Source organism: Tepidibacter aestuarii (genome assembly GCF_934924865.1).
Taxonomy (GTDB): Bacteria; Bacillota; Clostridia; order Peptostreptococcales; family Peptostreptococcaceae; genus Tepidibacter_A; species Tepidibacter_A aestuarii.
The window spans coordinates 2,282,794-2,296,002 of the sequence record NZ_OW235315.1; the positions used below are offsets into that span (position 1 = coordinate 2,282,794).

Annotated in this window: 11 protein-coding genes, 1 riboswitch and 1 other annotated feature; of the genes, 2 read left to right on the plus strand and 9 right to left on the minus strand. The window is 30.4% G+C overall.

Annotation, left to right across the window (positions count from 1 at the left end):
• Positions 1-18: 18 nt before the first annotated feature.
• The gene (locus M2214_RS11310; RefSeq protein ID WP_248478052.1) at positions 19-1,272 is read left to right on the plus strand and encodes a L,D-transpeptidase family protein; all 1,254 of its coding nucleotides are present in this window, start codon (positions 19-21) and stop codon (positions 1,270-1,272) included.
• Positions 1,273-1,289: 17 nt separating this feature from the next.
• On the opposite strand, the gene M2214_RS11315 is transcribed toward M2214_RS11310, so the two are convergent.
• Complete coding sequence (locus M2214_RS11315) at positions 1,290-1,997, minus strand: helix-hairpin-helix domain-containing protein (RefSeq protein WP_248478060.1); 708 nt, start codon at positions 1,995-1,997, stop codon at positions 1,290-1,292.
• An 82-nt stretch (positions 1,998-2,079) separates the two neighbouring features.
• Between M2214_RS11315 and M2214_RS11320 the strand changes: the two genes are divergently transcribed.
• Entirely contained in the window at positions 2,080-3,345 is a 1,266-nt protein-coding gene (locus M2214_RS11320) for a D-alanyl-D-alanine carboxypeptidase family protein (RefSeq protein ID WP_248478063.1), read from the plus strand.
• Positions 3,346-3,373: 28 nt separating this feature from the next.
• On the opposite strand, the gene sdaAA is transcribed toward M2214_RS11320, so the two are convergent.
• From sdaAA to M2214_RS11360, 8 genes are all read right to left on the minus strand, one after another.
• Positions 3,374-4,246, minus strand: coding sequence for an L-serine ammonia-lyase, iron-sulfur-dependent, subunit alpha (gene sdaAA, locus M2214_RS11325; protein ID WP_248478065.1), 873 nt, complete (start codon positions 4,244-4,246; stop codon positions 3,374-3,376).
• A gap of 25 nt (positions 4,247-4,271) precedes the next feature.
• Positions 4,272-4,946 (minus strand): L-serine ammonia-lyase, iron-sulfur-dependent subunit beta, encoded by a 675-nt coding sequence (gene sdaAB / locus M2214_RS11330; RefSeq protein ID WP_248478067.1) that lies wholly within the window; start codon positions 4,944-4,946, stop codon positions 4,272-4,274.
• Positions 4,947-5,420: 474 nt separating this feature from the next.
• Positions 5,421-5,804, minus strand: a complete 384-nt coding sequence (locus M2214_RS11335; RefSeq protein ID WP_099187406.1) for a RidA family protein — start codon at positions 5,802-5,804, stop codon at positions 5,421-5,423.
• 83 nt (positions 5,805-5,887) lie between these two features.
• Positions 5,888-7,105 carry a threonine ammonia-lyase gene (gene ilvA, locus M2214_RS11340; protein WP_248478069.1) on the minus strand — a complete coding sequence of 406 codons (1,218 nt, stop codon included), beginning with the start codon at positions 7,103-7,105 and terminating at the stop codon, positions 5,888-5,890.
• 230 nt (positions 7,106-7,335) lie between these two features.
• Positions 7,336-8,625, minus strand: a complete 1,290-nt coding sequence (gene lysA, locus M2214_RS11345; protein WP_248478072.1) for a diaminopimelate decarboxylase — start codon at positions 8,623-8,625, stop codon at positions 7,336-7,338.
• A 90-nt stretch (positions 8,626-8,715) separates the two neighbouring features.
• Positions 8,716-8,885, minus strand: a riboswitch (Lysine riboswitch).
• Between the two features lie 59 nt (positions 8,886-8,944).
• A complete protein-coding gene (gene leuS, locus M2214_RS11350; RefSeq protein WP_248478073.1) occupies positions 8,945-11,353 on the minus strand; it encodes a leucine--tRNA ligase in 2,409 nt (802 codons plus the stop codon).
• 80 nt (positions 11,354-11,433) lie between these two features.
• Positions 11,434-11,623, minus strand: a binding site (T-box leader).
• Positions 11,624-11,635: 12 nt separating this feature from the next.
• Entirely contained in the window at positions 11,636-11,992 is a 357-nt protein-coding gene (gene rsfS / locus M2214_RS11355) for a ribosome silencing factor (protein ID WP_248478075.1), read from the minus strand.
• Entirely contained in the window at positions 11,993-13,198 is a 1,206-nt protein-coding gene (locus tag M2214_RS11360) for an LCP family protein (protein WP_248478077.1), read from the minus strand. It abuts the gene before it with no gap.
• Positions 13,199-13,209: the final 11 nt, after the last annotated feature.

Sequence of the window (13,209 nt, forward strand, 5' to 3'; positions counted from 1 at the left end):
AGGAGGATTCCATAAGAAGTGAAAGATAATTTGATTAAGGTTAAAAATAATATGTACATATCTAAAAATGATCACAATTGGTACAAAAAGGTTTTAAAGTTAGATAGCAGCAATGAAGAAGCATTGTTTGAGCTAGGAAAAGAATATCAAAGTAAAGGATATACAGATAAAGCTATGAATGTATTCCATATATTAGCTTCTCAAGGAAGCAAAGAAGCTGCTAAAAAATATAAGGATTTAAATAATTTGAAAATGAGTTTAAATAGATCTGTAGATACTTCCGAAAAGAAAAGCAAGAAAGTAAACAAGCCTATATTTACTATGGCATTACTTATCTGTTTACTCTTTTTATCTTTTTTAGCAAATATATTTATGGTTACAAAAAATATAGATATAGCAAATAAATTCAATATCTTTAAACATGGAACAGAAAATGTTATATATAATGTTCATGCAGAAGAAAAAATAACAAAAGAGAAAAATACATTTTTTTATTATGGAAATGTACTTAATTTAAAAGATATAGATGAGGACACTTATATAGCTAATATGCGTATATCAGCAGACTTGAAATTAACCCAAGTAATACTTAAAGCTACTAAAGAGCTGGAAGATATACAGTCTAAGACTGATAAATCGAAGATATTGCTAAATATGAGGTATGCTAATGGAGAGATAGCATATCAGGTGTTATGGGATAAAGATTCAAAAGATAACTATGAATTTTATATTGCAAAAGTAGAAGGGGAGAAATCCCCTTTTTCTCTATCTAAATTTAATGAAAGTAAAAATAAAGTTATAGTTGATACTAAAGGTAAAAAAGCATATTTGTTAGAGAATCATAAGATTACTGAGCAATATCCTGTATCTATAGGAGACGAAGAAACTCCTACACCTATAGGAATGTTGTATGTAGAGAATAAGGCTTTATTATCTACAGAAAGTGAGAAAAGTATGTTAGATAGTAAAGACAAAGAAGAGAGTGTAAGAGGCGAGAAAAAGGACGACTCTGAAAAAAAAGACAATAATTACAATAATGCCATGGATCAATCTCAAAAGAGTGATTTAAATAATAAAGATCCTAAAGAAAACAAAAGTCCGTATGGGTCAGCTTGGATAGGTTTAAATAAAAAATCTTATGGATTACATGGAACAAATAATGAAAAAAGTATTGGAACAAAAGAATCATTAGGATGTGTGAGGTTTAAAAATGATGATATATTAAAGATTTTTAATTCTATAGATATAAGCGATAGTATATTCATTAGGTAAAATAGCTCATATTGTATTTATTTTACTTTTATATCGCTTTTTATCGATTCAAATTTTTTCTCACCTATTCCTTTTACCATCATTATCTCATCTATAGTTTTGAAATTTCCATTTTGGCTTCTATATTCTACAATTCTTGAAGCTGTAACATCTCCAATTCCATTCAAGGATTTAAGTTGACTAGCACTGGCTCTATTTATATTCACTTTAGATGATACTGTTTCATTAGAGTTATAATGATTATCAGAATTATAATTATTATTAGAATTACTATAATTATTATAATCTGTATCATTTTCAATATCATCGTTAGAATCTGCTTGAATTTCTTTATCCTCAACACTAGGAATTATATAGTGAGCTCCATCCTCTAATTTTATAGCTAAGTTAACTCTATTCATATCTGCATTTTGGGTAAGACCTCCAAGCTTTTCAACTGCATCTATAAGCCTTGAATCATTCTTCATATTTACAACTCCACACGTACTTATCTCTCCACTTATAAATACTGCAATTTCTAAGTCTTCATCCTCAATACCTAATTCTTCACTCTCCAAACTTATATTTTCTTTAATATCATTTTCTTGCTCAATATACTTATCTTCTTTAGGGCTTACTACATATACAGCTTTTCCAAAGTTTATTTTATTGTTTACAAACATACTTATAGTCACAATCAATAATATACTAAAAAATACAGTACAGTTTCTTTTATTAAAATTCATAAAATATCCCTCCTGTTCTATATTATTGACAAAAATATGATATACTAAAATCATATTGTATTGTCAAGCAAAGGAGGTATATATGAAAAAAATCACATCATTAGTTCTAGCAATATTTTTAATATCATCTTCCTTTATAACTTCTTTTGCAGATGAAAGACCTAGTATTTTAGGAGAGTCTGCAATTGTAATGGATTATGATACTAGCAAAATTGTGTACGGCAAAAACATACATAAAAAAATGTATCCAGCTTCAACAACAAAGATTATGACCGCTCTCTTAACTCTTGAAAATTGTGATTTAAATGAAGTAGTGACTATAGATTATGATTTAGGATATATAGATGGTAGTTCCATTTATATTAAGCAAGGGGAATCATTTACAGTAGAAACGCTTTTAAGAGCTCTTCTTATTAAATCTGCAAATGATGCTGCTGTAGTTCTTGCTAATCATATTTCAGGCTCTACAGAAGAATTCGCAAAGCTTATGACAAAAAGAGCAGAAGAATTAGGCGCACGAAATACTCATTTTGTTAATCCTAATGGACTTCCAGATGAGAATCACTACACTAGCTCATACGATTTAGCTTTAATAGCAAAAGAATGTATGAAGTATGATAAATTTAGAGAGATAGTTAAATCTACATACATTAAAATTGCTGCAACTGAGCAGTATCCCTATGATAGAGTTTTCAAAAGTACAAATAAGTTTTTATGGGGAGTTAGAGGAGGAAATACAATAGAGTATAAGGGCTCTATTGTAGATATAAAGTATGATTTAATAGACGGAATAAAGACAGGCTATACGGATATTGCAGGAAAATGCTTAGTATCTAGTGGGGAAAAAGACGGATTCCGATTAATTTCAGTTGTATTAAAATCTGAAGGAAACGAAGTTTATAAAGATTCCAGAACTGTAATAGATTATGGATTCGACAATTATACAAAACACAATATTATAAGTAAAGATGCTGAACTTGGAAGTAAAAAAATTCTATTCACTAAAGAGAAGATCTTGAAATACAAAGCACAAGAAGATTTCGATATAGTTACTAAAAAAGATGAAAATATAGAGGATATAAAAACTAAAATAATGTTAAAAGAACCTCTTGAAATACCTATAAAAAAAGGTGACAATGTAGGAAAAATACAAATTTCAAGAAATGGCAAAGTAATATCTTCTGTTAACCTGGTTGCATTAGAAGATATAAACTCTATATTATTTAATGTAGACATAAATAAAATATTAAGAATATTATGGTCTGTAGTCAAAATAATGCTATTAATATCATTAGTAATTTTTTCTATAATGCTTTTGGTAAGATACATAAATAAAAGAAAAAAATAAGGTGTTGGGAATTCCCAGCACCTTATTTTTATCCAAATACTCTTTTAGTTATACTACATCCTGTGCAAGTAGCTGCTACACCACCTAAAGCTGTTTCTCTAAGCTCCATAGGAAGAGCTTTTCCTACTTTATACATAGATTCAACAACCTCATCAAATGGTATTATACTTTCAACTCCAGCAAGTCCCATTTCAGCAGATATTAATGCATTTGCAACTCCTATAGCATTTCTCTTTTGACATGGAGCCTCTACAAGTCCAGCTATCGGATCACATACAAGTCCCATTATATTCTTTAATGTAGTAGATGCTGCATGTATAGCTTGTCTTGGGCTACCTCCCATCATCTCAACTACACCAGCTGCTGCCATAGCTGCCGCTGCACCAGTTTCCGCTTGACATCCGCCTTCTGCTCCTGCAACAGTAGCATTTCTTGTTATTATAGCTCCTATAGCAGCTCCAGCAAATATTGCATTTAACATATCTTCATCGCTTAATCCGTATTCCTCAGCAACTGTTATTATAGCAGCAGGAAGTATTCCACACGACCCTGCTGTAGGTGCGGCAACGATAAGACCCATAGAAGCATTAACCTCTAAAACTCCCATAGCAGCACTTATAGCTTTTGACATTAAAGACCCACATACAGTTTTACTAGTTTCTAATCTATTTCTTATAAGCTTTGCTTCTCCGCCTATAAGACCTCCAACTGACTTTATATCTTCTGTTATACTCTTATTAATAGAATTTTTCATTATCTCTAAACTACGAGACATTCTTTCCATTATTTCTTCTCTAGTCTTTGAAGTTAAATCTATTTCTCTCTCTATACAAACTTCATATATTGTCTTATTTTGCTTCTCACATATATCTAATAATTCTTTACCATTAGTAAAATTCATAAATATCACCTTTTCCCTACAATATTTACATTTCTTCTATTATAAATGCATCCTGTATTAACTTATTATTAGACTTTATATCAACTATTACATTAGAATCAATTTTGTCATCAGCCTCTATTATAGTAAAAGCTTCATTTCCTTTTTCTTCTCTATATATACTCATAAATGCTATATTAATATTGTTGTCAGCAACACAATTAGTTATATGAGCTGCAGCTCCTGGTAAATCCCATTGTTTAACTACTAAAGTTGGATATGCTCCCGTAAATTGTATCGCTAATCCATTTAATTCAGTTATTTTTATATTTCCGCCTCCAATTGAAGCTCCCATAACTTCTACATTTCTATTATCATCAGTCTCTATTATAAACTTAACAGTATTAGGATGTTTATCATCTCCTAAATCTGTTGGAATCATTTCAAACTCTAATCCTCTTTCTTTAGCTATTTCAAATGATGTTTTTATTCTGTCATCATCCGGAGAAAATCCTAATATTCCTCCTACAAGAGCCTTATCAGTACCATGACCCTTATAAGTTTGAGCAAAAGATCCATGAAGTAAGAACTTTACTTTTTTAACACTTCCCCCTGCCATTTTTCTTGCCATACTTCCTAGCTTTGCAGCACCTGCTGTATGAGAACTTGAAGGTCCGATCATATTAGGCCCTACTACATCAAAAACACTATAGTCTTTCATTAGTTTCTCCTTTCAAATTACACAATATGATAGTTTAATTATTACAAATTAATTATACTACAAAAAATATCATTATACTATATTTTTTTTCAATATATTACACGCATTTTATTATTAATTTTATTATATTTTGTAATTTATTAATAATATTTTATATTTATAAATATAATAAATCGTTTTCCATACATTATTTTTTACTTTTTTACATCTACTTTATTCTTGATATAATAAAATAAGTTTTAAAAAATTATATTTTTCTATAATTTTTTATTCATCTTAAATAATTTACTTTTTATAGATTTTTAGATATTTTCCTATAAAACTTAGTTGTATTGAGAATATCGTTATATGAATAGTATTTCCATAGATAGTTTTGATAACTCACATATAATCTAAGAAAAAAACATTAAGTTATAAGTATAAAAAAAAGACTGTTAGCATTATAATGCTAACAGTCTTAAATTAAATATTTTATTATTTTACAACTGCTATAACTTCAATTTCAACTTTAACGTCTCTTGGAAGTCTAGCAACTTCTACACAAGCTCTAGCTGGCTTGTTTTCTCCGAAGTACTCAGCGTATACTTCGTTGATTTGTCCAAATTCATTCATATCTTTAATGAATACAGTACTCTTTACTACATCTGCAAAAGTAGCTCCTGCTTCAGCTAATATAGCTTTTACATTTTCTAATGATCTAGCAGTTTGCTCTTTAACTCCACCTTCAACTACTTCCATAGTAGCTGGGTCAAATGGAACTTGTCCAGATACGAATAATAAGTTTCCAGCCTTTACAGCTTGAGAATATGGTCCTATAGCCTTTGGTGCATTATCTGTATGAATTACTTGATTGTTCATGTTAAAACCCTCCTAAAAAAATCTTTGATTTATTTTAATTATACTATAAATTTATAATAATAAAAGGTAAATTTTAGTTTATATTATTTATTTTTAACTTTTACTTGGTATCCATTTTCTTCAACCTTAGATATTATATCTTTTATATGATCATTATCAAAAGTTTCAAGAACTATATCTACCTCTTGAGTTCCTAAAAGAACTTCATTACCCATTCTACTTTGGTTTATATGAAGTATATTAGCCTTAGTTTCAGCTATTAAGTTTATGAACTTTAACATTTCTCCACACTTATCTGGAAGTATAGTATTAAAGCATAATCTTCTTCCTTCTTTTTCTAATCCTTTATCTATTATTCTATAAAGCATATTTACATCTATGTTTCCGCCAGAAATTACTCCAACTACATTCTTATTAGTTTCTTTTACTTTACCACTCATTATAGCAGCTGTACAAACAGCACCAGCACCTTCGGCAACTATCTTATCTTTTTCTGTTAAGAAAAGAATTGCTTGAGCTATTTCTTCTTCAGTTACAGTTACTATTTCATCTACGAACTCTTCTATTATTTCAAAAGTTAAATCTCCAGGAGTCTTTACAGCTATACCATCAGCTATTGTTGGAGCTTTAAAGAATGTTGTAACTTCTCCAGCTTCTCTTGATGCCTTCATAGAACCTATATTTTCTGATTGAACACCTATTATCTTAACTTTTGGATTTAATGCTTTTGCAGCAACAGCAATACCAGATATTATACCGCCACCACCGATTGGCGCTAATATTATGTCAACGTTTTCAAGATCTTCAAATATTTCAAGCGCTATAGTTCCTTGTCCTGCTATAACGTATGGATCATTGAATGGGTGAAGGAATGTAGCTCCTGTTTCTTTTTGTATTTCTACAGCCTTTGCATAAGCATCATCATATACAAGTCCGTTTAATACAACTTCTGCTCCATAAGACTTAGTAGCAGCTACCTTTGCAAGTGGCGCAGTCGCAGGCATAGCTATAGTAGCTTTAATTCCATTCATCTTAGCTCCTAAAGCAACTCCTTGTGCATGGTTTCCTGCACTTGATGCTATAACTCCACATTGCTTTTCTTCTTCAGTTAAGTTAGCTATTTTATTAACAGCCCCTCTTATTTTGAAAGATCCTGTCTTTTGTAAGTTTTCTAATTTTAAAAATACTCTATTATTGCTCATATTACTAAGAGCTGTACATTCTAATAATTTAGTTTTAACTGCTATACCACTAATTGCTTCTCTTGCTTTTTTAACATCTTCTAAAGTAACTTTCGCCATTATTATCACTCCTTAAGTTAATTATTCCACAACATGTATTTTACATCGTATTTTGCTAAAAATCAACAAGAAAATCGTTTTCACAATTTTATAATTTATCGAACTATTATATTCCAAATAAAAAACACTGTTGTTCACAGGAACTGGACAGTGTTTTTCGTTTTTTTATAGTCTTTTCACACTAGTTTTAGCCGGTTTAAATTTCATTATTTTACGTTTTTATTATATTTTTATATGCAATTTTTTATCAAATCATTGTAGTCTTGTCTCTTGCAAACAAGCTTGTATTCGCCCTTATTTACGAATACAACACCAGGTATTAGAGCCATATTATAGTTACTTGCCATAGAATATCCATAAGCTCCTGTAGACATTATTGTCAACAAATCTCCCTCATTAACTTTAGGAAGATCGACATCCCTTATCAATATATCTCCACTTTCACAACACTTTCCACATACAGTAACTTTTTCAACAAATCTATCTTCAACCCTGTTAGTCAATGCAACCTCATACTCTGCCTTATAAAGAGCAGGTCTTATATTATCCGTCATTCCTCCATCTACAGATACATATTTTCTAACTCCTTTTATATTTTTTATAGCTCCAACCTCGTAAATAGTAACACCAGAATTAGCTATAATAGATCTTCCTGGTTCTATTATTATTCTTGGCATTTTTATATTCATATTGATCGCATTTGATTCTGTAGAATTTAATATAGTATCTGTATAATTTCTTATATCTGTTGGATTTGTATCTTCATTATAATAAACTCCAAATCCACCTCCTATATCAAATTCTTCTATAGTATAATTAAAAATTTCCTTAATCTCTTTTATTATATTCATCATAACATTAGATAAGTTTATGTAAGTCTCAACCTCACATATTTGAGACCCAACGTGACAATGAATACCTAAAAGATTTATATTTTTATATTCTAAACAGTTTCTAACAGCTCCTAAATAATCTTTTTCATTCATACTGAATCCAAATTTTGTATCTATAACACCAGTTTTTATATATTCATGTGTATTAGAATCAACACCTGGTGATATCCTAATCAACACATTTATTTTTTTATTTTTTTGACCCGCTATTTCATCTATCATTTTAAGTTCTGTAAAATTATCTACAACAAACCTTCCAACTCCATAATCAATTCCCATAACTATCTCATTTTTACTTTTGTTATTTCCATGGAAAATAATATTTTTCATAGGAAAGCCTGAGTATTTAGCTACATATAATTCTCCTCCAGATACTACATCTAAATAAGCACCTTCTTCTTTTAATATAGAACACATATATGGTGTTAAAAAAGCCTTGCCCGCATATGCTACTATATTTTTACCTGAACATTCAAAGTTTTGCTTGAATTTTCTTATGTTGTTTCTTACTAACTCTTCATCATATACATATAAAGGAGTTTTGAACTCTTTAGCTATATCAGATAACTTAAAATCATGTATATACATCTCATTTTCTTTAACATTGTAATTTCCAAATAACCTCATCTAAATCACACCCCTATTTTTTGAGTATAAATAAAAAACAGCCTAAGCACCCCAAAGGAATGCTCAAGCTGTTTTAATATACTCAAACAAAACCTCTGTAGCTCTCCATCGAAACCGATGACAGCTGCATACATATTTTGCATACAGCCAGAAAAATGACTTTGCATATCATTTATCTTCGGCCACAATTCCTTTCGTCTTACTTCAAAGCTTGCCAGCTCCATAAAACTAATATTAATTGCGGCTCCTCTACCTTAGGTTATTAATATTTTATTTTTTTAAAATTGTATCACAATTAAGTCACAATGTCCAACTTTTTTTATTTTACAACTATATTAACTAATTTTTTAGGAACAGCTATAACTTTAACTATTTCCTTGCCTTCAGTAAGTTCTTTTATTTTTTCATCTGCTAATGCCTTTTCTTGCATTTCTTCTCTTGTAACATTAGCACTTAAGTTTAACTTACCTCTAACCTTACCATTAATTTGAACAACAACTTCTATCTCATCCTTAACAAGAGCAGTTTCATCATACTCAGGCCATGATATTTCTGATGCACTTCCTTCTTTTCCTATAATACTCCAAAGTTGTTCTCCAACGTGTGGTGTAAATGGTGAGATTATAGTTACTATAGCTTCTATACCTTCTTTTAGTATACCTTCTTTTCTATTTTCATTTTCTTTATACTTGTACATCTCATTAACAAGCTCCATAAGAGCAGATATTGCAGTATTGAATCCAAATTTACCAGATATGTCATCAGTAACTTTTTTGATTGTAGAATGTATAACAAATCTAGCTTGTTTATCTTCTTTAGATAAATTTTCAAGATTAGTCTCTGCATTTACACAATCCTTTAACTCTTCTACTAATCTAAATACTCTATTTATAAATCTATAACATCCTTCTACACCTTGTTCAGACCAATCTAAATCTCTCTCAGGAGGTGCAGCAAATAATACGAATAATCTAGCAGTATCCGCTCCATATTTTTCAATTATCTCTAAAGGACTAACTACATTACCTTTAGACTTTGACATTTTAGCTCCTTCTTTTAATACCATTCCTTGAGTTAATAAGTTCTTAAATGGCTCATCAAAATCTACCATATCTAAATCCTTTAAAACCTTAACGAAGAATCTTGAGTAAAGCAGGTGAAGTATAGCGTGTTCTACTCCTCCTATATATTGGTCAACAGGCATCCACTTTTGTACTAGCTCTTTATCGAAAGCTTCATTTTCATTTCTAGCATCTATATATCTTAAGAAATACCAAGATGAATCTATGAATGTATCCATAGTATCCATTTCTCTTCTAGCTGGCTTTGAGCATTTAGGACACGTTGTATTCATAAAGCTTTCAGAAGTTATTAAAGGAGATTGTCCTTTTCCTGTAAATTCAACATCAGTTGGTAATTCAACAGGTAGATTCTCTCTTTCAACAGGAACAGTTCCACAATCTTCACAATAAACTATCGGAATAGGACAACCCCAATATCTTTGTCTTGATATTAACCAGTCTCTTAATCTATAGTTTATAGTCTTTTTACCTATTTTAGATTCTTCTAATTTTTCAACTATTTTTTCAAAAGCTTCTTTAGAATCCATTCCATTGAATTCTTCTGAATTTATCATTTTTGAATCTTCATCTATAACAGGTATTATTTCTAGTTCGTATTTTTTAGCAAATTCTTCATCTCTATCATCATGTGCTGGAACTGCCATTATAGCTCCTGTTCCGTAATCTACCATTACATAGTTAGCTATATAAATAGGAATCTCTTGTCCATTTAATGGATTTATACAGTATCTTCCTATGAACACACCTTCTTTTTCAGTATCGGTAGAAGTTCTTTCTATCTCACTCATATGTTGAATTTTAGTTTTAAACTCTTTAACAGCTGCCTCATATTCTGTTCCTTTTACAAGTTCCTCAACATATTCATGTTCTGGAGCTAGTACCATATAAGTAACACCATACATAGTATCTGGTCTTGTTGTAAATATTTTTAACTTTTTGTCATATCCCTTTATTTCAAAATCAGCCTCTGCTCCAGTACTCTTTCCTATCCAGTTTTTTTGCATTATCTTAACTTTCTCAGGCCATCCATCTAGCTTGTCTATATCTTGTAAAAGAACCTCTGCATAATCAGTTATCTTTAAATACCATTGTTCTAAGTCCTTCTTAATTACAGCAGAATCACATCTTTCACATTCGCCTCCGACTACTTGCTCATTAGCTAAAACCGTTTCACAAGATGGACACCAATTAACGAATGATTTTTTCTTATATGCTAGTCCTTTTTCATAGAACTTTAAAAATAAATCTTGAGTCCATTTATAGTAATCAGGAAGACAAGTAGCCACTTCTCTATCCCAATCATAGCTAAGACCTAAAAGTTTTAATTGTTCTTTCATCTCTTGTATATTTTCTCTTGTCCATTTATCCGGATGAATTCCATGCTTTATAGCTGCATTTTCTGCTGGTAATCCAAATGAATCCCATCCCATAGGATGAAGTACATTATATCCTTTCATTTTCATAAATCTAGCAACAACATCTCCTATTGAGTAGTTTCTAACATGTCCCATATGAATTTTTCCCGATGGATATGGGAACATCTCTAAAACATAATATTTAGGCTTATCATTTTCAACAGTTTCAAAAGTTTTTTCATCTTCCCATTTTTTTTGCCAATATGGTTCTATTTGTTTAAAATCATACATATTTAATCCTCCTAAATTTATATTATAATTTTGCTTTTTCATATATTTTTGTATATAAAAAACCCCTCTATCCCTATACATTTAGGGACGAGGAGTATATCTCGCGGTACCACCCTAATTGGCTAAAAAGCCCTCTTAGTGTAGCTTATAAGGGAGCCACCCCTAATAGCATTAACTAGCAAGTTCAAAGGTCCGCTCTACTAGTTTCCAGCAACCACTAGCTCTCTTAAAGAACAAATTCCTTTTACTACTCTAGACTATTATCTACATATAATACAACTTTTAAACTAAATTGTCAATATCTACGTTTGGTGCATCTTTCCATAATCTTTCTAAACTATATACATCCCTCTCATCATCATGGAATATATGTACTACTACATCTCCATAATCAAGAAGTATCCATCTTGATGTATCTTGTCCTTCCTTTGATATAACACATACGTCATTCTTCTTAAGCTCATCTTCTACATTATGAGCTATAGCCTTTACTTGTCTTTCTGATGATGCACTAGTTATTATAAAATAATCAGCAACAGAAGATATTTTACCAACATTTAGAATAATCGTATCTTCTCCTAATTTATCATCTATAGCATCGTATGCTACTTTTACCATTTTTTCAATATTTTCTATCATTTAATTTCCTCCTCGAATGTCTTTACCTATTAACACTATTATATCCATATCTTTATCTTCAAGCTTAGATTTGTCTTTTTTCAACTGGCCTTTTCCTATAATCTTTTTTATTTTTTCAGCTTCTTCTTTTTTAGTATCATAATATATTATAGTCTTAGGATTATTAAAATCATCAGCATTGCCCACTGTATCTGGTTTTAATCCTTGACGTGCAAGCTTATTAGAAACGTCTGTTGCAACTCCAGATAAACCTGAACCATTAAGCACGGCAATATCTAAATCTGTATTATTTTGATTATTATTAGCATAATAGAGCTCATTTACTAATTTATTTATTTTATTATTATCAGGATTGTAATAAGATATTCCGTTTATATACATAGCAGTTCCTGGAACAACTTCTTTTCTTATATTATTTATATCTATATTTTTAGCTTCCATACCAAGTGATGCCATTTCAGATACACTCATATCAGTATCTACATACATATTAAAAGTATCTATATAATCTTTTATTCTAAATATAGATGATGCACTTAGAACCTTTTTAGCTAGAGCGTCCATAAATTTCTGTTGTGACTCTATTCTACCAAGATCTTGATTAGCATATCCCTTTCTAAATCTCAAAAACTGCATAGCCTTATCTCCATTTAAGACCTGAGTTCCTTTTGAAAGGTTTATGTGAAGAGGTGGAGTAGCGTAAGGATCATTGTATTTCATATTCATAGGAACATAGACCTCAACTCCCCCCACATCATCAACTGTCTTATAAAGTGCTTGATAATCTACTTTAACGTAATGATGTATAGGTATTCCTAAAAGATCTTTAGAAGCTTGAACAGATAATTCAACTCCTCCATATGCGTGTGCAGCATTTATTTTATCATACCCTTTTCTACCTCTTATCTTAACTCTAGTATCTCTTGGTATTGATAATATTGATGAATCACCTGTTTTAGGGTCCATACTCAAAACCATCATAGTATCAGTTCTAATACCTTTTTTATCTCCATTTAAGCTGTCAACCCCAAGAAGCAGTACATTAACTCTCTCTTCATCTCCAGGTACAGTTGTAGGTACTTCATCAGGCATTGGGATTTTTACTAATTGATCGTTTTCTTTAGCTACAATAAGATATAAACTCGTTCCAAATATCATGCTAAATATAACGAAAAAAACTATAAAAATTTTAAAAAAGTGCTTCAAAGTTATCACTC